This is a genomic window from Pseudomonas sp. AC247 (assembly GCF_979258015.1).
The window spans coordinates 3,366,411-3,387,935 of sequence record NZ_OZ409829.1 but is presented as its reverse complement, the minus strand read 5'-3'; the positions used below and the strand labels follow the sequence as shown (position 1 = coordinate 3,387,935).

Below are 21,525 nucleotides of genomic sequence, written 5' to 3'. Positions count from 1 at the left end.
TGTGTTGCGGTCATAGCCACCTACACTGATGGCTGTAAGCGCTTCGATACAAACACTCCAGGGCACTCCCATGCAGCGACTGGAAGCACAAAAAACCACTGCACCGAACGCCTCGGTCGCAGGCAAGGGCTGGCGCGAGCAGTTCAATCTGCTGCGCTGGTTCTCGCTCGCCAGTTTTTTCATCATCGCCGCGGTGGCGCTGGGGCTCGGTTATATCTCCACACGCTTCGTGGTCACCGAAAGCGTGGAGCGCGATGCGCTGCTGACCGCGCAATTCGTCCAGGCCATCGGCGCGGCGGAAATACGCCACGCTGGCATTACCCCGGCGCGAACCATGGGCGAGATGCTCGACCCGCGTCAGGACAACAACTATCCCGATGTCGACCCGGCCGCACACGTCTCGGCGCGCACCGAGTTTCTCGACCACGTCGAACACCTGCCGGACATTCTCCTGGCCACGGTTTACGCACTGGATCGCACGGTGATCTGGTCGACCAACGCTGAGCTTATCGGTGTGCACATCAAGGATGACGATGAGCTCGACGAATCATTCGAGATGAAAGTGCCGGTGTCTTCCAGCTACCACAAAATCGACGATGAGAAACCCGAGCAGCAATTGCTGCGCGAGCCGAAATACCTGTTCATCGAGAACTACATCCCGATGTTCAACGCCGACAAAAGCAAAGTCATCGCCATGGTCGAGATCTATAAGGAACCGTCGGATCTGGTCGATCGCATCGACCGTGGTTTCGCCTCGATCTGGGCGGCGACCTGTTTTGGAGGCGCGGCGATTTTTCTGGCGTTGTTCTGGATCGTCCGCCGTGCGGCAAAACTGCTGCAGAGCCAGCAGCAACAACTGATCAGCAACGAAACCTTTGTTGCCCTCGGCGAGATGTCCTCGGCGGTGGCGCACAGTTTGCGCAATCCACTGGCGACCATCCGCTCCAGCGCCGAACTGGCCCAGGAAGTCGCCAGCCCCGGTGCGCAACGCAATATCGGCGACATCATCAGCCAGGTCGATCGCATGTCGCGCTGGGTGCGCGAATTGCTGGTGTCGCTGCGGCCGATGAATGACGACGGTGAAGCGGTCGATCTGAGCATGGCGGTCGAGGACACCCTCGGCGCGTTTGATGCGTTGATCCGGCGCAACGGCGTTGAAGTGCGATTCACTCCGCAAAACTGCGCGCCGGTCGTCAGTCAAAAGGTGCTGCTCACGCAAATACTCAATAGCCTGTTTGCCAACGCCCTGGAAGCCATGCCCAAGGGCGGTGTGCTCACCGTCGAGTTCGAATCGCCGCAGCCGGACAGGGTGCGCATGACGGTGATCGACACCGGCAAGGGCATGAGCGCGCAGCAGCAACTGTTGGTGTTCAAACCTTTTTTCACCACCAAACAGGGCGGCCTCGGGGTTGGCCTGGCTTTGGTCAAAAGAATCATGGAGCGTTTTCAGGGCTCGGTCGTCTTGACCAGCAAAGAGCAGGAAGGAACCCGCGTCAGTCTCAACTTCAAAGTGGCATCGGGAGGGGAATATGGAACACAGCATTCTGCTGGTCGAGGATGACGAACTGCTGGCCGAAAATATTCAGACCTACCTGGAGCGCAAGGACTTCGAGGTGACGGTCTGCCATTCGGCTGAAGACGCGCTGGAGCAATTGGGCAGCTTCATGCCTGACATCGTGCTGACCGACAACTCGCTGCCGGGCATGAGTGGCCACGACCTGATCCAGAAGCTGCGCATCAGCGCGCCGGATCTGAAAGTGATCATGATGACCGGTTACGGCAACGTCGAAGATGCCGTGGTGGCGATGAAAGAGGGCGCCTTTCATTACGTGACCAAACCGGTCGCGTTGCAGGAACTCAAACTGCTGCTCGACAAGGCGCTGGCGACTGAACGGATGGAGCGCACGCTGTCCTTCTATCAAGAGCGCGAGGCGCAGAAATCCGGGGTGCAGGCGCTGATTGGCGACTCGGCGCCGATGCAGTATTTGAAGAACACCATCGGCCAGTTGCTCGACGCCGAGCGGCGCATGGCCAACACCGATCTGCCGCCGGTTTTGGTCGAAGGCGAGACCGGCACCGGTAAAGAACTGGTGGCCCGGGCGCTGCACTTCGACGGTCCGCGCAGCAAAGGTCCGTTTATTGAATTCAACTGTGCGTCGATTCCGTCGAATCTGGTCGAGTCGGAGCTGTTCGGCCATGAGAAGGGTGCGTTTACCGACGCCAAGGATCGCCGGGTCGGACTGGTAGAAGCGGCGGATGGCGGCACGCTGTTTCTCGATGAGATTGGCGAAATGGACCTGCTGTTGCAGGCGAAGATTTTGAAGTTGCTGGAGGATCGCACCATTCGCCGGGTCGGTTCGGTGAAGGAGCGCAAGGTCAATCTGCGGGTGATCAGCGCGACCAACTGCAACCTTGAACAGATGGTGCAGCAGGGCAAATTCCGTCGAGATCTGTTTTTCCGGCTGCGGATCATTTCAATCAAAGTGCCGCGTTTGTACGCCCGGGGCGAGGATATTTTGCTGCTGGCGCGGCACTTCCTCGCCAGCCATGGCAAGCGTTACGGCAAGCCGAATCTGCATTTCAGCCAGCAGGCCGAGGAGTTGCTGCTCAGTTACACCTGGCCGGGAAATGTGCGCGAGCTGCGCAACATGCTTGAGCAAACGGTGCTGCTGGCGCCGAGCGACACGATTGCCGCGCATCAGTTGAATGTGTGCATGAGCCTGGTCGATGAGCCGCCGCTGCATATTCATGAAGCGCCGGTGCACTACGAACCACGGCCGGCGAGCAATACCGAATCGATGAACCTGCCGGAAGTCGAGCGCGACATGGTGCGCAAGATGCTCGACAAGACCGACTGGAACGTCACCAAATCCGCGCGCCTGCTGGGCCTGAGCCGCGACATGCTGCGCTACCGCATCGAAAAACTCGGCCTCGCCCGCCCTGACAAACGCCAGTGGTAGCGGCCGTACACAATAAATGTAGGAGCTGCCGCAGGCTGCGATCTTTTGATCTTGTTTTAAGATCAAGATCAAAAGATCGCAGCCTGCGGCAGCTCCTACAGTAGGCGTTCGGTATTCAGTGTTGTTGCCGGCTCAGACACTCCAGCAAACAACTAGGATCCAGCACCTCGTCATTCACATAAATCCCGCGTTCGGCATCGTACGTGCGAATAAACACCCGCACCGTCGCATCCGCCACCGTCGGCAGTTGCGAATCGTAGAACTCATGGTCACCCGGGATCACCACAAAATCCTGCGGCGCCGTATCGTCGTAAGGCTTGGGCGGCGTGGAATTCAGCGAATACGGAGCAGGGTGGGCGAAGGGCTGGTTCGGCCCGTAGTAAACAAAATTGCTGTCCAGCGCCTGCGCCTGAGTGGCAGCAAGCAGACAACCCAGCAACAACAGCCGTTCGAACATCAGCATGGCGGCACCTGCGAGTGCGGTATTCCCCAAGGCTATTAACTATAGCTGCCCTGCATTCAAGCGACTGGGTGATTGATCGCATGCCCCGGCTGATCGCAGGCCTTGATCACATAGCCGATTGCGCGAAGAAACTCTTCGTTATCCCCGTCTGCGAGTACCTCAGACAGGTATTCGCTGATGGCTTCGTCACTGTCCAGCAATGCTGCCACGTCGAAATTCGTTAACTTCTGGCTCATGGTTAAACCTCCTTAGCCATTTTTTGTGCGCGGCGGAAGTCTGCGCTTCGTGAGGATATCCATGTGAGCCGAGTTGAATAGTCAGCCGTGTCCGCTATCTGTTTTGATAATTCGCCGACACTTGTAGGCATAAACACTCAGATATGTAGGAGCTGCCGCAGGCTGCGATCTTTTGATCTTGATCTTAAAACAAGATCAAAAGATCGTCCGAACGCGGCCCGAGCCTTCGGCAGCTCCTACAGGGGGGGGGGCTTACAAGTTTGCAACAACCGGGATTGGCGGGCTGATCTAGACTCGGTTTCGCTCAATCACGAGCATCGTTTGGAGTGCGCCATGGAAGTGCCCAACAATAAAACCGCCATCGAAAGCAATCGACAGGCGTGGAACGATTCCGCTCGCCATCATGAGGATTCGCCTGATTGGCAGGTCTTGCTCGGCGAAGTTGCGCAGGCGGATTTCTCTTGCCTTGATGAGACGTTGAGCGGGTTGCTCGAGGTCGATGGTAAGGATGTGATTCAGCTGTGCTGCAACAACGGCCGCGAGAGCCTGTCGTTGTTTGCCCACGGTGCGAAGAGTGTGGTCGGGGTCGATCAGTCGGCGGCGTTTCTCGATCAGGCGCGTGAGCTGAACAAGCGTTCACCGCACAACGCTGAATTCATCGAAAGCGATATCCATCATTTGCCGGCGTCTTTGCACAACCGTTTTGACGTGGCGCTGATCACCATTGGTGTCTTCGGCTGGATGCCGGACATTGGCGAGTTCTTTCGCCATGTCGCTTCGACGCTGAAACCGGGTGGCAAACTGGTGATCTACGAAACCCATCCGTTTCTGGAAATGGTTGATCCCGATGCCGAGGATCCGTATCGCCTCGACAGCTCATACTTCCGCACCGAGCCGTTTGTGCAGGACGAGCCGATTGTGTATGTCGGTAAGGTCGAGCAGCAGGCGGCGAAGTCGTATTGGTTTGTGCACACGCTGGGGGATATTTTCAGTGGTGCGATTGCGGCAGGGTTGAACATTGCGCACTTCAAGGAGTATGCGCATTCGAATCGGGAAGAGGTGTATGACCAGTACCTGAATCGCGAGGCACAGATGCCGATGTGTTTTACCCTCATCGCCATCAAGACCTGATAATAATCTGCGCGGCTACCGACCTCATCGCGAGCAGGCTCACTCCTACAGGGGAATGCATTTCCAATGTAGGAGTGAGCCTGCTCGCGATGACGACATCAGTGCTGATGCAAATTTCAGATCTGAATCAAGCCTGCGCCGCCGCACTCACCACCGGCCGCCCCGGTTTGCGCAGCGGTTCCAGCCTTGAACCCTCATACCGCGTTTCGCGGAAAAACTTCCAGCGGCCAAACAGGCAATACACGTGCATCACGCGCCCCTGCTCGTGATAGCCCATCCGCATATGCAGCTTCAGCGCCGGAATGTTGTGCGTCTCGCAAACGTCCACCACCTTGTTGCAACCCTGCGCCGCCATGGCCTCCCACAGCGCCACCTGCACGTCCACCGAAAGGCTGCTACCGAAGTAGGTGCGGATCATCTCGCCGCCAAACTCAAAAAATTCACCCGGCTTCACCGGGAACGTGCAGCCGTAATAATGACGGTCGTGATAATCACGAATACTGCCCCAGATAAACCCGACCGCATGCCCGTCCGAATCGACGTACATGTGCCCGGTGTGACCCTCGGCGGCAAGTTCTGCCATGGTCTCGACCCGGTCGCCAAAATGCTTTGTGAACGCAACAGCATTCTCCGCCGTGATGTCGACTTTGCGCAGGCCCTCGTAAGGGCGCAGCTTGTGCGGCGGCACCGGGCTGACCAGGTCGCGCTCCATCCACAGCAGCTCCCAATGGAAAAACACGTAGCGTTTCCACAGCGTGCCGAAGGTGCGGCCGAGGCCTTTCTGGCGGATGCGTTCTTGTAGTTTTGTGATGACGCTCATGATGCCCTCCGTGGCCGCAGCCCGGGTGTTGTGGATGGTGCTTTTGAGGGTATAGATCACCCTTGCCAGTTCATTTCAAAGTGCCATCTTCGAAAGTATTGCAAGGTATGTAACTCAATCGAGTGCCGCGGCACCGCGTAGAAAATCCTTGTTCAGATCGGTGTAGGAAACCCGTGCAACACCTGCCAGCCGCTGCTCTAGCACGCGGCTCAGGGATTCGTCGGGGTTGAGGTAGGCGTCACCGAAGTCGGCGCCGAGTTGCGTCGGGTGCGCGACGATTTCCAGCACGCCGTCGGTCGGCGCGCTGTCGTTACGCAGGTCGATCGGCGTGCACACATAGTCAGCGGTGATACCGGCCAGACTCTGCAGACGCCAGTTGAGCAAACCCTTGAATACACGCTTGGGCAGATTGAGGTTCTGCCCCAGGTTACGCGCCAGCCGAATCGGCACACCTTGCTGTGCGGCAAACCGCGCGACGATCTCGCCAATCGGCCAGATGTTGTGCACGTGCTGATGCGAATCGATATGGCTGGGGCGCATGCCGTGGTCGACGCAACGCTGCCACTGCGCCTGCAACTCCTGATGCACCGCATCACGGTCTTCGCGGCCGAGCCAGAGGCTGTGGCGCGGCAGGCTAAGGTCGAACACGCCGTGGTCATCGCAAAAGGTACGGCGAGCAAGAATCGCCTGGCTCAGGGGGCGTCCGTAGGTCAGGTTGAAATGCAAACCGACCCGGCCTTGCAACGTCGGGTGTCGGGCCATGGCACATGCCGCTTCGAACGCCGGCATGTTGGCCATCGCGGTGGCAGAACTGATGACCCCGGCCTGAAACGCGGCAAAGATCACTGCGTTTTCGTTCGGGCTGAGGCCGAAATCGTCAGCGTTGACTATGACTTGGCGAGGCATGTTCGCCCTCCGTGGTGACCGCGACAGGTTTCAGTGGTGGTTTCGCCGGCTCGGCACGCCGCGCGCGCTAGGCTTGCACGTGCGGTTTGAGTCGATGCCACAGGCGCAAGCCCAGACCGAGCACAAGGCCACTTGGCCGCCAGGAATAGAAACTCCAGCGCCAGTGCTCAAGGTGCCCGGTCATGCGTTCGTGCAGTTGATGGCTGGAGTTTTCCAGGCTGACCCGCGAGGCATCGATCCAGCGCCAGTTGTCGTCCAGCCCCCAGCGAATCCATTCCTCCAGCAGCACCCGGCCGCTGCCCAGGTCGGCGTATTGCGGCAGAAAGGCGAGGTTGTAATCATAGAGCCGACCCTGCTCCAGCAGGCCGAGGCGATAGCTGATGCAGCGGCCGTTCAGCTCCAGCGTCACCACGCGCACCAGACCTTGGCCGGCGAGGGCGGTGAAGGCGCGTTCGATCAATTGCCGGCTGTGTTCGCTGGCAAAAATCCCCACGCCTTCGTCACCTTTCCAGCTCACCGCTTCGACTTCGCTGATGGCTTGCAACAACGGCCCCATGCTTGTCGCATCGGGAATGATCCTGCGCACTTGGGCACCACACGCGGCAATTCGCTTGCGCGCGCGGCGCAGCTTGTAGCGCGGATCGCCGGAGACTTCCTGATGATCGGCCTCGCTGATCAGATGCACCGGCACCCGACAACTCAAACGTCGCTCAGCGGTCGAGCTGCGCGCCATCCATTCGGTCAGCGCACTCTCTTCACCGGCAGGCTCGGACAGTTCATTGAGTTGCAGCAGCGCATGGGGCAGACGTTGGCGAATCAACACCAGTGCCTTGTGCATGTCCTCACGGTCGAGCAACGACAGCAGGGCCAAGCGATCTGCCAGCGGATACCCCAAGTGATGCAGCACTCGAAACGGCACGCCGGCAAAGCGCTCGCGACTCGCCACCAGCGGCAGACACAAACGCAATTCGTCCGCTTCCCAGCCCAGCAGGATGTGCAACCGCTCATCCGTACCAAGGGCCTGCTCGGCCGCGCACAACCAACCGAGGTTGTTGAACGGCGTGTGATCCGTCACCCGCAGGCGCAACGTTTCATACGCTGCTTCGGGGAAATCGGCGGCGCACAGTGAAGTGCGCCATTCAAATCGCGTCAGCATAGGCTCAGGCCGCCGTGGCTGTTACGGGTGGACGGGACGGTTTGCGCAACGCATCCAGACGCGAGCCGCTGTAGCGGCTTTCGCGGTAGAAGCGCCAGCGACCGAACAGGGTGTACACATTCATGATGCGGTTTTGCTCGGTGTAGCCCATGCGCAAGTGCAGTTTGAGCGCCGGGATGTTGTGGAATTCGCAGACGTCGACGACCTTGTTGCAACCTTGCGCGGCCATGGCTTTCCACAGCTCCAGTTGCAGATCCACCGACAGCTCGGTGCCCCAGTAAGCGCGGGTCAGTTCGCCGCCGAACTCGAAGAACTCGCCGGGTTTCACCGGGAACAGGCAGCCGTAGTAATGCCGGTCGAAATAGTCCCGCGAACTGCCCCAGATAAACGCCACGGCATCGCCCTGATCGTCCAGGTGCATGTGCCCGGTGTGGCCCTCATTGGCGAGTTCGGCCATGGTGCCGACGCGGTCGCCGAAGTAACGGGCGAAGGCGCTGGCGTTGTCTGGCGTGATCTTCATCACCCGCAACGGCGGGTAGGGTTTGAGGCTGTGCGGCGGCACCGGGCTGACCAGATCGCGCTCCATCCACAGCAGTTCCTGGTGGGAAAAGATGTAGTGTTTCCAGGCTTTCGCCAACGTGGCGCGCAGGCCTTTTTGTTTGATGTGTTCGCTGAGTTTGCTGACGATGCCCATGGTGTGTACTCCTGAACCTTGGCACGGCGAACCCTGTGGGGTGAGGCTTTTGTGGTGAGGCTCCTGAGGTAACGGGGTTCTGTGGTGATGAACTTTTGTGGTGAGGGGATTTATCCCCGATCGGCTGCGTAGCAGTCGTCGCTTCTCTAACTTGAAAAGCGGGGGCCGCTTCGCAGCCCATCGGGGATAAATCCCCTCGCCACAAAAACTGTTCAACACAACTTCCATCACCACAAACTCCCTTCATAAAAAAGCTTCATCACCACAGTTTTCAGGTTCGCCTGGCCTTTCTCATGATTGTTCGGAATTGGCTTCATGACGCGATCCAGCTCAGTGCAAACAGGGTCTGGCCTGGCAGATCAAAGCTGACGCGTCCATCGCGGCAGGTGAACGGTGCGTCGCGGCTGCGGTTGTCAGCGCCGAAGTAGCGTAGGGCGCCGTTGTTCAGCGGGCACTTGGCGCCGCTCAGATTCATGCGTTGCAGGCGCGTGCCTTTGTTCACCCCGAGCAAGCCACGCTGATCGTCGCCGGCCATCGCCAGCACATCGACTTCAAAGGAATCGTTCTCCAGCCACAGCACCTGATGCAGCCAGTGCTCAGCGATAAACTGCTGCGCCAGGCCAACGGGTTTCAGCTCGAAGCGTTGTTCATCCGCCGAAACCCGCAACATGCCCTTGGGATGCTGCGGCTCATCGGCAGCCTGGAACCAACTGAGCATGCTCAGCAGTCCATCCTGCGAAGCGTTGATCACTACCGACGCCCACCACAGCGAAGCGTAGTGGGTTTCCTGATCGTAGGGGCTGAGGCTGGAGCCGCTGGACATATTGGTCTGATCGAGCAGCAAGGCTTTGCGCGGCTGGCCTTGGCTGTCGAGGCCAACCAGTTCGGCGGCACGGCGCACGCTGTCGCGATAAACGCGCGTGGCGAGCAGGTCGCGGATCATCCATTCGTGCCACGCCAGCGCATCGACCTGATCGCCGGATTCACTGAGCAAACGCCGCGCCCAATCGATCCCGCGCTTGCTCACCGCGTTGTCGGCGAACGGCCCGTTGACCAGACGCGAACTGGCCGGCATGGCAATGCGCACGCCGGCCTTGGCATTCGCCGGGTCGCTGTGTACCTGCCGGGCCATGCTGGTGAAAATCGCCTGATACTGCGCGTAGCTGGAGTAATTGAGGTTCGGCTCGTCGGCAAAACCAATGTAGTGCGTACCTTTGCCGCCCAGCGCACGCGTCCCGGCCAGCCACGCATCGAGGCCGCTGTTGCTCTGCACATCGGCGCGCAGATCGGCCTGACGCTGACTGCCGGCCAGCAAGGTGATGTCCTGCTTGATGCCGAAACGCTCCTGGTACACCTGACGGAACGCGTCTTCGAAATGCGGATTCTTCGCCATCACATCAACAAAGCTGTAGTAACTCGCTGCCGTCGGTTTCAGCGCATCCAGCGCCGCGTGACTGGCGGGCGGCGGCATCACGTAGGGCAGGGCGATGCCCAGATCCGGCGTGCGCCCGAGGACTTTATCGTGCAGGGTCAAACGGGTTTGCCCGACGTCTTCGCGCAGCGGTTTCAGTTGCTGCGGATTCTGTGCGAACAGGTTCGCCGTGCCATCGAGCCAGAACGCCGCTTTGCCGCTGCCTTGCAAACGCAGGCGCCAGATTTGCTCGCGCTCGCTGACCGGCAGGGCCACCTGATCAAACTGCCAATAGGCGCGGTAGGGTTTCAGCGCCAAGGTCAGTTGCTGATCATCGCCAACCCGCTGCGCCTGCAAACCACTGACACCGCCATGAAACTTGCCGGCCAGTACCGCGTGCTCACCCGGCGCAACCTTGAAATACAACTCGTCGCCATTGTGCGTATCAGCGCTGAAATGCACTTTCGCCGGGGCGAACAACGCGACCGTGCGTTCGTCATGCTCGACGCGATAATTGCGGAAGCTGTAGCCGGGAATCTCCAGCCGATAACTGGCCGCGCCGGGCAACAATGGCCAGCTCTGACTGCCACGTACTTCGCTGGCCTTGATAAACCGATCACCCGCCAGTTTGCCCTGACCGTCGAGCAGGTACACATGCTCTTCATTGGCCTCGGCCTGCCACGCAGGCGTCCAGCGTACGGTCACCGTGTCCGGCCGATCCGCTTGCAGATACAGACTGCCGTCGCGGATCTCGCCCCAACGCATCGACGCGGCAAAGGCGTCCAGCGACAGGCCGAGACCGAGCAACAGGGCCAGGCCTTTCATGCAGTTTTCCGGCGTTGCAGCATCAGCCACATCGGCGTGAGGTCGCGGGGCAGAATGATCAGCACTTGCCAGAACGGCACGCCGCTCAAACGGCAGTAAAGCACCAGCATCGCCACGGTCACCGCCAGGTAGGCAATCGATGAAGCCGCCGCCGCACCGACAATCCCGTAAGCCGGAATCATGACCAGGTTCAAAGCCAGATTGAGCAGAGCGCCCAAGCCCATCAGCAACGACACCGTGCCCGGGCGATTCTTGCCCAGCAGATCCAGACGCAGAATGCTCGCGTAGCAAAGGCCCAACAGCCCCGGCAGCAAGGCGAGCAGGGCTGGATACGCCGGTTGGTACACCGCACCAAACAAGGTGACGATCAGCCATTCGCCAATCACCGCCATGGTCAGGCAGGCGCCGAGCATTACCGTGGCCGTCAGGCGCAGGGCCAGCGGCGTGACCTTGTCCATGCCTTCGTCCTGTTGCAACAGGCGTTTCATCAGTGGCGTGGTCACCGCTTCCGGGACGATCAGCAGCAGTTCGGCGGCAGCACTGGCCATCGCGTAATGACCGAGCGCGGTGCTGCCGAGCAGGGCGCCGATAAATAGATAATCCGAACGCAGGATCACTTGCTGGAACAACAGATCCGGATGACTGCGCGCGCTGTAGCGCAGCAGTTCTTTCTGGCTGGCGCGGTCCCATTGCAACTGCAAAGGTTGCGCGCGTTTGAGCCAGACCCAACCGGCCAGCACCACCAGACTGATCCCGGCCAGCCAACTGATCAGCGCCGCTTCGAGGGCGGCGCTTTTCCACATCCAGAACAGCGCAAGAAACAGCAGCAGCGGCGCCAGCGACTCGACCAGACGCAAGGCGTTGAACGCAACCACACCACCCGAGGCGTTGTGCAGCGTCAGCAAACCACTTTTCAGCACCGTCAACGGTACCGCCAACAACAACAGCCAAGCGAGCAAGCCCAGCTGCATCGTGACATCCAGTTCGCTACCGAATTCACGCACCAGTGCCACCACCAGCAAGGTCAGCAAAGCCGCGAGCAAACAGCCGAACACCAACACCTGACTCAGCAGCAAACCCATCGGCCGCTGCTTGGCCGCCTGATAACCCACGGCCGAATTCAAGCCGCCACTGGTGGCCGCGCTGATCAGATCCGGCAGGGTGCTGAGCAGCGCAAACAGCCCGCGCTCACTCGGCCCGAGAATCCGCGCCAGCAATACGTTGCGCAGCAAGCGCAGGGCGATCATCGCCAGTTTGGTGCCCATGCTCAGCGCCAGATGCTTGAGGTAGTTGCTTCGGCTCATGGCCGCGCCCCGCGAAAAATCCGCCACGACAACAACTCCGGATTGCGTGCGGTGCGCTGGCTGACACCAAAACGCGGCAGGTTCAGCGGATCGCTTTCGCCGCGATAAATGCCGGTGCCGGTACCCAGCGCAAACGGATATTCATGATTGGCAATCTGTTGCCGCACGCGCTCGTCGTTGTCGCCATTGGGGTAGCAATACACCGGCAGCGGCCGGTTGCAGCCGTTGTACAGGGCATCGCGGCTGCGAGTGATTTCTTCGTCCAGGCGCACATCGTCGAGGCCGGTGAGGATCGCGTGACTGGCACCGTGCGGGCCGAAACGCACCAGACTGGAGGCCTCCAGCGCGCGCACCTGATGCCAGTCCAGCGCTTGCGGTTGTGACTCCTGCGGGCACTCATCGGTCAGCCGTTCCAGCTCCTGCGGGTCAATCGACTTCAACCCTTGCAGGTAATGCAGCAGCGCCAGGCTGCGCCGGTCGACGTCGATGTCATCAAGCAATACCGGCAGCGGGTGATGCAGGCTGTGTAGGCATTCGATCAAATGCATCCGCGCCTTGTCGCCGTGGCTGCCCCACAGGGTTTCGCCGAGGCTTTCCCACCAGAAGCGCTGGCGGCTACCGATGAAATCGGTGGAGAGAAAAATACTCGCCGGCACCTGATGTTTTTGCAGCAACGGGAAGGCATTGACCGCGTTATCGCGCCAGCCGTCATCGAAGGTCAGCGCCACGCGCGGACGCTCGGTGCGCAGCGAGTTGGGCTGGAGGATTTCCATCAGCGGCACGCAATCGAAATGCTTGCGCAGCCACACCAGCAAATGCTCGAAGGCTTTCGGCCCCACGCACAGTTCGTTGCGGTGCGGCAGGTCGGCGGCGCGGTCGTTGGCCAGCACCCGGTGCAGCATCAGAATCACCCCGGCGCCGTGCAACTGGTTGCGGCCCATCGACGAGTTGAGATAGAGCCAGCCACTGGTGCGTTTTAGTAGTTGCTTGATCGCCATGGCTTCGGTCCTCTTAACGGTTCTGTTCAGGATTCCACTGGGCATACCGCTGACCGCGCAGGAACTGCCACAGGCCAAGACTCATCCCGGCGAGGGTGACCAGCAGAAACGCGGCGAGGCGGAAGGGTTTCGGCAAGCGGTGTTGCGAATCCAGCAGCCCGGCAATCGCAATGGCGTAGCCGAACAGTTGCGCGATCAGGGCGAGGCGATAGAAACCGTGGTCGTCCCACAGCCAGAAGTTGCTCAGCAACAGCGGCAGCAACAGGATCGGCGCCAGTCGGCGGATCAGTTTGTGGCTGATCAACGCGATCGAATACAGACCATATTTCAGCGGATTGAGCAGCTCGCGACGTTGCGCAAGGCTTTGCAAACCACCGACGGTGACGCGCTGACGGCGACGGAATTGTTTGTCCGCCTCATCGACACCGTGGTCGATCACTTGCGCCTCGGGCACATAGACAATGCGTTTGTGCGCGACCGGCGCGCAGGTGCTGATGAAGAAGTCGTCGTTGACCTCGGCCGGCACGTTCTGGAACAACTCGCGGCGCAGGGCGAGCAGGGCGCCGTCGGCGGAAACCATGCAACCGGTGCGGTTCTCGACCCGGCGCAACCAGCCTTCGTAATGCCGATAAAGGCTATCGCCAACGCTCAAGCCACCGCCGGTGACCGGGATCACCATGTGCCCGGCACAGCCGCCGACCTGCGGATCATTCAACGGTGCGAGCAGGTAGCCGAGGGTTTCGCGGGACCATTGGTTATCGGCATCGGTGAACACCAGAATGTCGCCAGTGCTCAGGGCTACGCCGGCATTCAGCGTCGCGGCTTTGCCCTGGCGCGGCAGGTCGAGAATGGTGATGCGCGAGTCGACGATTTTGTGCGCGCAGGCCACGGTGTCATCGGTCGAACCGTCGCTGGCAAGAATGATCTGCAGGGTCGCTGGCTGATAGTCCTGCGCCAGCAACGTGCGCAACTTGTGCTCGATATGCCGCGCCTCATTGTGTGCGGCAATCACGATGCTGACATGCAGCGGCGGCGCCGGGGTGTGGCGCCAGGCCGGAAACAGCGGCGCGACCAGCGTCAGCAGCAGCGGGTAGCCGAAGTAGGCGTAGACCGGCAGCAACAGGCACATCCAGAAAATGAACTCAGCCACGGGCAGGCCTCCTGGCGTTCCAATGACACAGACTCAAAATGAACGCGGCGCCGGCCAGGTGCAGACGCACCCAGTGCAGGCCCCACAGTTGAAGGGTCAGGCCGATGTTCCGGTGTTTGAAACTTTGGCGCAGGCTGAGCACCAGCCCCGGTATCAGTGTCAGCGTGACCATGACGGCCGCGTGATGCGGAAAGCCGTCGAGCAGCGCCGAAATCGCCAGAAAATCCAGCAACCACACGAACAGCGACAGCATCGGGAAACGCAGCAGGCGCAGGCTGAAGCCATGGGTACGCAGCAGTTGCAGATGACTGCCCTGACGCCACAATTCCTTGCCCATCCACTCGCGCCAGTTCATCTCGTAACCCCAATGCAGGGCGACGTTGTCATTGATCGACAGCAGTCGCGCGCCCTGTTCGTGCAGGCGCAGGGTGAATTCCTTGTCCTCGCCAGTGCGCAGGGTTTCGTTGAAACCACCGACCTTGTCGAACCAGCGCCGGCGCATCAGCAGGTTGGCGCTGGGCAGCCAATCGACAGCATGCGAGGCCTGCGACGACACGCGCAAGGTCCGGCGTTGCCAGGCGGTGGCGTACCACGGCGCTTCGGCGGGCGTGTGCAGATCCAGGGCGAAAACATCGGCCTGGCCGCTGGCCTCGATGTCGAACAATGGCTTGAGCCAGTTCTCCGGCATTTCGATGTCGGCATCGATGAACGCCAGCCACTCACCGCTGGCGATGGCCGTGCCGCGATTGCGCAACGCGCCGATCAACAACCCCGGCAATACCAACACCGTCGCACCGAACTGGCGGGCGATGTGCGGGCCATCATCGCTTGAACCGTTATCGACGACGATCAGCTCACATTCGACATTGGCGGCGAACGCGGCTTTTTGTGCGGCGAGCAACGTGCGGCCAATGTGCCGCGCCTCGTTGAACATCGGAATAACGATGCTGATCAGGCTCATGCCTTCACCTCCATCGCCAATGGCGCCTGTTCGGCTTTCAGGCGCAGTACGCTGGTCAGCGCGAGCATGATCCACACGTACTTCTGGTTCGGCGCGCTGAGGAACATCAGGAACAGGGTCAGCGACAGGAAGCTCACGCCCAGGTGCGTCATCAAGTCCGCCTGATACGCATCCCGGCGCAGCATCCACGCGGCGCGCGCGCGAATTAGGTTGTACAGACCGAGGCCGAGCATGCCGACGAACAACAATCCGGCAGGAACGCCCAATTCACTGAAAATTTCCAGATAGGTGTTGTGCGCACGGCGGTACAAGTCGCCGATCTTGCGGTTGGCGGAAAACGCCTTGGCGTAGCCAGTGGTCGCGTAATGCAGCGGGAAGGTGCCGGGGCCGGAGCCGAGCAGCGGGTTCTCGCGGATCATCTGGCTGCCGACCACGATGTATGAAGCGCGGCGGCCGAGGGATTCGTCGTTGTGGCCCTTGGCACCGGCACTCAACACGCTCAGCGACTGAATCCGCGCGAGGTAACCGGCGGGCATCGCATAAATCGCCAACGGAATCACGATGGCCGCGCCGAGCATGGCGAAACCCAGATGCCGTGGACGGATGTGGGTCAGTTGCGAGCGGTAGTGCCAGCAGCCGATCAACAGGCTCAGCGCCAGCACCACCAGCCCCGAGCGCGATTCGGTTTTGGTCATGCCGCCAAGCAACAGCAGGCAGCAACCGCCCCAGAACAAGCGGTGCAGCAGGTTCGGGCTGCGGATCACCAGCAGCAGGGCCAATGGAATGGCGAAAGCAATCAGCATCGCGAAGGCGTTAGGGTCTTCGAGCAACCCGGCGGCGCGGCCCTGGTCCTGGAATTTGGCCGAGAACATCGCCATTGCGCAGGTGGTGCTGATGGCGAGGGTGGCGAGGCGGGCAAACAGATCCAGATTCAGTTCGCGGCCGATCAACAGGGTGATGACGAACAGAATCAGCCCCACGCTCAGCTCGCGCAGATGCCCCAGCGACATGCCCAGATCATCGGTGTTGAGCAGGCTGAGGAAGTACAACAGCATGAACCAGATCAGGAAACGCCAGATATTGCTGCGCAAGCGTTCCGAGGGAATCTGATGCAGCGCCAGTTGCAGCATCAAAATCACTGCCAGCCCTGCGCCAAGCAGTTTGCTGCCGGACAGCGGGCTGTCTTTGAAAAATCCTTCAAACGGCACTAGCGCGACGATGCCGAGCAGGCCCCAGGTCGGCTTGCGATACAACACCGCGAAACCGACCAGCCCAAGCACCGCCCCCGGGGCCAGATACGGATAGGGGCTGGCCAGCAAAGCGATGCAGACCAGGCCAAGAAAACTGACGATCGAGAGCGGGAAAATCATGCGCGTGCCTCCCGTGCCGTGCGGATGTACAGCTGCGACCAACGCTCGGCCAGGGCCTTGAGGTCGTAGCGATCCTGTTGCGTGCGTTTTGCGTTGTCGCGCAGTTGCCGGGCCAGTTTCGGCTCGCTCAGCAACGTGTCGAGCTGGCGGGTGAGATCCGCGCAGTCGGTCGGTGTGGCGAGTAAACCGCTGTGCCGATGTTCCAGCACATCAGGGATCCCGCCGACGCCGAACGCCACCACCGGCACCCCTGCCTGCATGGCTTCGAGCAAAATCATCGGCGTGCCTTCGGTGCGCGAGCTGATTACCAGCGCATCGAATTGCTGCCACCACGGTTGCATGGCGGTCTGATAACCGGGCAAGCCAATCCGCTCGTGCAAACCAGCGTTGTCTATCCGCGCCTGCAGCACCTCGCGCTCGGGGCCGTCGCCGAGCATCACCGCATCCAGTTGCGGATGTTGATGACACAGCGGAATCAGCGCGTCGAGAAACAGATCCGGGCCTTTCTCACTGCTCAAACGACCTACGTAACCGGCCAGCCAGCGTTGCCGATTCGCATCCGGCACCATGGCTGCTGCCGCCGGCAAACCGTTGGGGATCACCTGCAACTTATCCGCCCGCACGCTGGCCTGACGGTGCAGCGTGGCGATGCTTTCCGCCACGCACACCACCCGATCCACCGACGCGGTGCGGCACAGTTGCAGGCTGAGCCAGGTGTAAAACTTCTGTTTGCGACTGCGCGGGGTAAACCCGTGCTGGGTGATCACCAGCGGCAGGCGCCATAACGTCGCGCCGACCCAGCCAAACAACAGGCCCTTGAAATTGTGCGTGTTGATCAACGGCTTTTCACCGCGACGCTGGCGCAAGTGCCGCAGCAACTCCCCAAGCCCGGCACAGCCACGACAGTCGACCCCGGCCTCGCGAAAGCGCGCGATCAATTCTGGCGGCGCGTCGAGGAACAGCACCTGATGCTGCCCCGGCGTCGCCAGACAGTGATCCAGCAACATCCGCTCGGCCCCATAGAAACCGCCGCTGCTGAGCAAATGAATGATCGGCAGCGCGGCCACAGGGGAGGGTGCGATGTTCAATTGCGCACCCAGTGCAGGAAGCTCGGCACGGTCCAGTTCTTGTGCGGATTGCTTGGCAGCGCGTTCTGGTCGTTGATCACCAGCAGCACCGGCACGCCCAGTTCGTGGCTGATTTGCGCTGGGTGTTTGAAACGGTGATCGAAGAACTCACGCACGTAGACCAGGGCAATCGCCAGCAGCAACCCGGTGAACAAGCCGAACGGAATGATCAGGCCAGGTTTCGGGAACGCTGCTTCGGTCGGTTCGAACGGCGGGCTGAGCACCCGGGCGTTGGACAGATCATCGCTGAGCGACCGCGTGGTGCTGCTTTCGGCAAACCGTTGGGCGTAGGTCGAGAACGCGGCATGCATCGCATCGATCTCGGTGTCCATCTGCCGCAGTTTGCTTTGGGTCTGCTGCAACTCGTGGATGCGGTTCTTGAAGTCAGCGATGCGCGCGGTTTTCTGATCGATGACTTGCTTGACCACCGCCAGATCGTTGGTGCGTTCCTGAATGCGGTTGCTCACCACTTTGAGAAACTGTCCGCGGGTGCGGGAGATCTGCTCACGGGTCAGCAGCATCGGTTCGCTGCTCGGCTGAAACACTGCCAGATCGTTCATGTAGCGGCTGACCTGTGTGGTCAGTTGCTCACCGAGCTGTTTGATTTCCCGATCCTCGAACGCCACGTTGTCGACGGTGGTGGTGAAGGTGTAGGGGAAGGTGTAGTCGTTGAGCTTGTTATTGCTCGCGGCGGCGAGGCTGGTTTTCAAGTATTCGAGCCAGCGCTGGCTCTGCAGCAGACGATCCTGGTACAGGTTCAGCGCCTGCTCTTCGGTGTTGATCGCGTTGAGACGGAAGGTGATTTCTTCCTTCGGATCCGACGAGCCAACGCTCTCCAGCAGGGCCTGACGGTTACCTTCGAGGCCATCGAGACGCACTTGGTAGACCTGCTTTTTCGACTCGTAGAAGGACTGCGGCAAGTCGATTGACTGCAGGGCCTGACGGCTCACCAGATAGTTCTGCAAGAGGGCGGCGACAAACGTCGTGCCCTGATGCGGATCAGGGAAGCTGTAGATGATCGAGATCACGTTGGAACCTGGCAGCGTCTCGATTTTCAGGCTGTCGATGGCCTGCTGGGTCAAGGCATCGAGCGCGGTGTCACGCACAGGATCGGTCTCAAGCCCGAGCATATTGCGCACCGGGTTGATCACGTACTGGCGCAGCGGCGAACTGACGTAGCGCTTGAACGGGTCGGCTACCAGTTTGCTGAAGATGCCCGGCGAAGGTGTGTACTCACCCTTGTCGCGCAGTTCGCTGATGGTCTGGCGGATCAGCGCCGGCGAACGGAGGATATTGCTCTCGGTTTCCATGTCAGCCAGCGACGGCGGAATGAAGGTGGCGTTGTCCACCGTAAGCGACGTGGTGGCGTCGCCTTGGGAGAGTTTTTTCGACTGCACGATCACCTGCGCGGTGATATCGAAGCTCTGTTTGAGCACCAGTGGCAGGAGCAGGGCGATCACTGCAAAGATCAGGAAGACCCGTTTCACCAGTTGCTTGTTGGCGAAGAAGATCCTGAAGAACTCGTGCAGGTAGTTTTCCTTTGGATTCATGTCGGTCACCTGAGAGTTAGTTGCTGTCACTGTCTTTGTTGTCGACGCGGTAGCCGAAGCTGAACCCGACGCCCTGGAACAGCACCACGTCGGCCAATTGCCGGGCGAGTTCGCCGGCGCTGGCCAGTTTGGTTTTCGGCACGTAGAGCATGTCGTCCGGTTGCAGGTAGGCGATTTGCGGCGCCTCACCCGACAGGGCCTTCTCGACGTCGTAACGCACCGCCTGCACCTGATTGCCGTTGCGGCGCATGATCACCACCGAATCAAGGCGTGCCTTGACGTTGGTGCCACGAGCCAGGGTCAGCGCTTCCAGTACCGAGACCGGCCGGCGGATCGGGTAGGAACCCGGTTGGCCGACTTCGCCGAGCACATAGATTTCGTTGCCGGCGGTGGACTTCAGCAGCACGTCCACGGTCATCCGGCCGGGCAGTTGCGCGTACTTCTTGTTGAGGAAGGTTTCCAGTTGATTGACGGTCATGCCTTGCAGCGGCACGGCGCCGATTTCCGGAAAACTCGCGTAGCCGTCGGTGCCGACAGTGATCTCGCGGCTCATGCCGGTGGCCGGGTGATTCAGCGCGCTTTTCAGGTTCTGCTCATTGGTCAGCGGGCTGATGATCTGCACGGTCAACTGATTGCGATTGGGCTGGAACAGTTGTTTGCGCTGATAGGCACGCTGGATTTCTTCGCGGGCCTGATCACTGGTCAGCCCGGCGATTTTCACCGAAGTGTTGGCGCCCGGCAGTTCGATGGTGCCGTCGGGCAGCACCAGTTGATTGCCGTTGAGCTGGCTGGCGGCGGTGAAGTTAAGGCCGATCTGGTCACCTGACTGCACACGGTAAGCGTCCGAGCCGCTGGTGCTGATGTGGAAGATCACGTCGAGCACATCCTGCGGACGCAGGGTCTGCTCGATCTTCGGCATATCAGTCGCTTGGGCGTTGGCCGGCGTGGCGGTGAGGATATTCACCGGCATGTTCTGGGTTTCGGAGGTGCTGGAGCAACCTGCAAGCGGCAGCATCAGCAGCACAAGAATCTTGGCGTTCATGGCGTCATCCTTCGCGTTCGCTTAGAGGTTTTTGTAAAGCCATTTGGGCATGTAGTACTTGCGCCGGTTGAACACGCTACCGACCACTTTTGCCCCGGCCTGCGTCAGGCGTTGCACGGCGGCCTGGGCGACTTCCCAGCGGGTGTCTTCGGCGCGCACCACGAACACCACGCCATCGACTTGCGTACTGATCACCAGCGTGTCGGCGGCGGAATACACCGCGTCGCCGTCGATCACCACAAAGCGGTACTGGCTGCCCAGTTGATCGAGCAACGGGCTCAGGCGCTCAGCGGTCAGGTGTTCCATGGTGCGGATCGGCCGGCCGTTGGGCAGCACGTGGAAGGGCAGGCTCGACACCTGCACCACGCAATCCTGCAACAGCGGTGGGTTGTCCGGGTTGAACAGCAAGTCGCGCAGGCCGCGTTCCTTGCTCAGGTTCAGTTGCTGGGTGAGGTTGCTCGCCGACTGGCTGGCGTCGACCAGCAGCACCTGGCCGCTGCTCATTTGCGCCAGTTGGCTGGCCAGCGCCAGTGCGCTGGTGGTCGTACCCGCGCCGGGGTTGGCGGCGGTCAGGAACAGGATCCGCAGATCAAGATCCAGCACGGTCGAGGTCAGGTTCGATTCGCTGGGATTGGCGATGCTCAGGCTTTTGTTGGTTGAACCGTCCATTAGCTTGCTCCGTGGCCGCTGAATACTTTGAAGGGGGTTTTCAACAGAATCTTCAGATCAAGCAAAAGGCTCTGCTCGGCGATATAGCTGAGGTCCAACTCAACGCGCTGGTCGAAGTCGATATTGCTGCGCCCGGAGATCTGCCACAGGCCGGTCATGCCGGGGTAGATCGCCAGACGGGCGAGGTGACTGTCCTTGTAGCGGTAGGCGTTGAACGAGGTCGGACGTGGTCCGACCAGGCGCATGTCGCCGGTCACTACATTGATCAGGTTGGGCAGTTCATCGAGGCTGGTGCGCCGCAGAAAACCGCCGATGCCGGTGATGCGTGGGTCCTGGTCAATCTTGAAGTCGATGGCGTCGGCACCGTGTTTGTTGAGGTGACGCAGCGACTCTTTCAATTCTTCGGCGTTGGCGACCATGGTGCGAAATTTGTACATGCCGAATTTGCGACCGCGATAACCGGTGCGCTTTTGCACGAACATCACCGGGCCTTTGCTGGAGTACTTGATGGCCAGTGCGAGCCCGAGCAACAGCGGCGAAATCAGCAACAGAATGGTCAGCGCGCCGAGGCAGGCGACCACGCGGTTGGTGCGCGACAGCTGCCATGGGCGACCGCCGTCACGGCCGGTAAACCAGCCGCGACCCTGACGGTGAATCGCTGCATCGAGGCGCATTCGCTGTTCCGGATCCATGCGCTTGTCGCGCTGCAGTTGTTGGATCGGTACACCTTTTTCATGTCCAGTCATAAAGTC

The 21,525-nt window shown here is 60.4% G+C and carries 18 protein-coding genes and 2 pseudogenes; 3 read left to right on the top strand and 17 right to left on the bottom strand.

What is annotated here, in order from left to right; translation table 11 throughout:
- The first annotated feature begins 70 nt into the window (after positions 1 to 70).
- Together ACZZ0B_RS15350 and ACZZ0B_RS15345 are read left to right on the top strand one after the other, a co-directional pair.
- Entirely contained in the window at positions 71 to 1,561 is a 1,491-nt protein-coding gene (locus tag ACZZ0B_RS15350; protein WP_463545668.1) for a sensor histidine kinase, read from the top strand.
- Positions 1,530 to 2,960, top strand: coding sequence for a sigma-54-dependent transcriptional regulator (locus ACZZ0B_RS15345; protein ID WP_463545667.1), 1,431 nt, complete (start codon positions 1,530 to 1,532; stop codon positions 2,958 to 2,960). Before ACZZ0B_RS15350 ends, ACZZ0B_RS15345 begins: the two co-directional genes overlap by 32 nt.
- A 115-nt stretch (positions 2,961 to 3,075) precedes the next feature.
- Here ACZZ0B_RS15345 and ACZZ0B_RS15340 read toward each other — a convergent pair whose 3' ends face one another.
- Both ACZZ0B_RS15340 and ACZZ0B_RS15335 read right to left on the bottom strand, forming a co-directional pair.
- Complete coding sequence (locus ACZZ0B_RS15340; protein WP_463545666.1) at positions 3,076 to 3,423, bottom strand: hypothetical protein; 348 nt, start codon at positions 3,421 to 3,423, stop codon at positions 3,076 to 3,078.
- A 98-nt stretch (positions 3,424 to 3,521) separates the two neighbouring features.
- Positions 3,522 to 3,659, bottom strand: a pseudogene (locus ACZZ0B_RS15335) (helix-turn-helix domain-containing transcriptional regulator); the annotation flags it as partial.
- A 333-nt stretch (positions 3,660 to 3,992) separates the two neighbouring features.
- On the opposite strand from ACZZ0B_RS15335, the gene ACZZ0B_RS15330 reads away from it, so the two are divergent.
- Complete coding sequence (locus ACZZ0B_RS15330) at positions 3,993 to 4,790, top strand: class I SAM-dependent methyltransferase (protein ID WP_463545665.1); 798 nt, start codon at positions 3,993 to 3,995, stop codon at positions 4,788 to 4,790.
- A 127-nt stretch (positions 4,791 to 4,917) separates the two neighbouring features.
- Here ACZZ0B_RS15330 and ACZZ0B_RS15325 read toward each other — a convergent pair whose 3' ends face one another.
- From ACZZ0B_RS15325 to ACZZ0B_RS15255, 15 genes and pseudogenes are all read right to left on the bottom strand, one after another.
- Positions 4,918 to 5,610, bottom strand: coding sequence for an N-acetyltransferase (locus tag ACZZ0B_RS15325; protein ID WP_463545664.1), 693 nt, complete (start codon positions 5,608 to 5,610; stop codon positions 4,918 to 4,920).
- Between the two features lie 114 nt (positions 5,611 to 5,724).
- Complete coding sequence (locus ACZZ0B_RS15320) at positions 5,725 to 6,516, bottom strand: ChbG/HpnK family deacetylase (protein ID WP_463545663.1); 792 nt, start codon at positions 6,514 to 6,516, stop codon at positions 5,725 to 5,727.
- Positions 6,488 to 7,672, bottom strand: a pseudogene (locus ACZZ0B_RS15315) (GNAT family N-acetyltransferase). Before ACZZ0B_RS15315 ends, ACZZ0B_RS15320 begins: the two are co-directional and overlap by 29 nt.
- Before the next feature lie 4 nt (positions 7,673 to 7,676).
- On the bottom strand, positions 7,677 to 8,366 hold the full coding sequence (locus ACZZ0B_RS15310) for an N-acetyltransferase (protein ID WP_463545662.1): 690 nt from the start codon (positions 8,364 to 8,366) through the stop codon (positions 7,677 to 7,679).
- 313 nt (positions 8,367 to 8,679) lie between these two features.
- Positions 8,680 to 10,602 (bottom strand): hypothetical protein, encoded by a 1,923-nt coding sequence (locus tag ACZZ0B_RS15305; RefSeq protein ID WP_463545661.1) that lies wholly within the window; start codon positions 10,600 to 10,602, stop codon positions 8,680 to 8,682.
- The gene (locus tag ACZZ0B_RS15300) at positions 10,599 to 11,906 is read right to left on the bottom strand and encodes a lipopolysaccharide biosynthesis protein (protein WP_463545660.1); all 1,308 of its coding nucleotides are present in this window, start codon (positions 11,904 to 11,906) and stop codon (positions 10,599 to 10,601) included. Before ACZZ0B_RS15300 ends, ACZZ0B_RS15305 begins: the two co-directional genes overlap by 4 nt.
- Positions 11,903 to 12,904: a polysaccharide deacetylase family protein gene (locus ACZZ0B_RS15295; RefSeq protein WP_463545659.1), complete on the bottom strand. Its 1,002-nt coding sequence runs from the start codon at positions 12,902 to 12,904 to the stop codon at positions 11,903 to 11,905. The genes ACZZ0B_RS15300 and ACZZ0B_RS15295 overlap by 4 nt, the downstream gene beginning before the upstream one ends.
- 13 nt (positions 12,905 to 12,917) lie before the next feature.
- A complete protein-coding gene (locus ACZZ0B_RS15290) occupies positions 12,918 to 14,054 on the bottom strand; it encodes a glycosyltransferase (RefSeq protein ID WP_463545658.1) in 1,137 nt (378 codons plus the stop codon).
- Positions 14,047 to 15,015 carry a glycosyltransferase gene (locus ACZZ0B_RS15285; RefSeq protein WP_463545657.1) on the bottom strand — a complete coding sequence of 323 codons (969 nt, stop codon included), beginning with the start codon at positions 15,013 to 15,015 and terminating at the stop codon, positions 14,047 to 14,049. The genes ACZZ0B_RS15290 and ACZZ0B_RS15285 overlap by 8 nt, the downstream gene beginning before the upstream one ends.
- The gene (locus tag ACZZ0B_RS15280) at positions 15,012 to 16,385 is read right to left on the bottom strand and encodes an O-antigen ligase family protein (protein ID WP_463545656.1); all 1,374 of its coding nucleotides are present in this window, start codon (positions 16,383 to 16,385) and stop codon (positions 15,012 to 15,014) included. The genes ACZZ0B_RS15285 and ACZZ0B_RS15280 overlap by 4 nt, the downstream gene beginning before the upstream one ends.
- Positions 16,382 to 17,485 (bottom strand): glycosyltransferase family 4 protein, encoded by a 1,104-nt coding sequence (locus ACZZ0B_RS15275; protein WP_463546942.1) that lies wholly within the window; start codon positions 17,483 to 17,485, stop codon positions 16,382 to 16,384. The genes ACZZ0B_RS15280 and ACZZ0B_RS15275 overlap by 4 nt, the downstream gene beginning before the upstream one ends.
- Positions 17,470 to 19,062: a GumC family protein gene (locus tag ACZZ0B_RS15270; RefSeq protein ID WP_440096583.1), complete on the bottom strand. Its 1,593-nt coding sequence runs from the start codon at positions 19,060 to 19,062 to the stop codon at positions 17,470 to 17,472. Before ACZZ0B_RS15270 ends, ACZZ0B_RS15275 begins: the two co-directional genes overlap by 16 nt.
- A 16-nt stretch (positions 19,063 to 19,078) precedes the next feature.
- The gene (locus tag ACZZ0B_RS15265; RefSeq protein ID WP_008084475.1) at positions 19,079 to 20,104 is read right to left on the bottom strand and encodes a polysaccharide biosynthesis/export family protein; all 1,026 of its coding nucleotides are present in this window, start codon (positions 20,102 to 20,104) and stop codon (positions 19,079 to 19,081) included.
- Positions 20,105 to 20,125: 21 nt separating this feature from the next.
- The gene (locus ACZZ0B_RS15260) at positions 20,126 to 20,773 is read right to left on the bottom strand and encodes a CpsD/CapB family tyrosine-protein kinase (protein ID WP_008084477.1); all 648 of its coding nucleotides are present in this window, start codon (positions 20,771 to 20,773) and stop codon (positions 20,126 to 20,128) included.
- The gene (locus ACZZ0B_RS15255) at positions 20,773 to 21,519 is read right to left on the bottom strand and encodes a sugar transferase (protein WP_008084479.1); all 747 of its coding nucleotides are present in this window, start codon (positions 21,517 to 21,519) and stop codon (positions 20,773 to 20,775) included. The genes ACZZ0B_RS15260 and ACZZ0B_RS15255 overlap by 1 nt, the downstream gene beginning before the upstream one ends.
- Positions 21,520 to 21,525 lie beyond the last annotated feature (6 nt).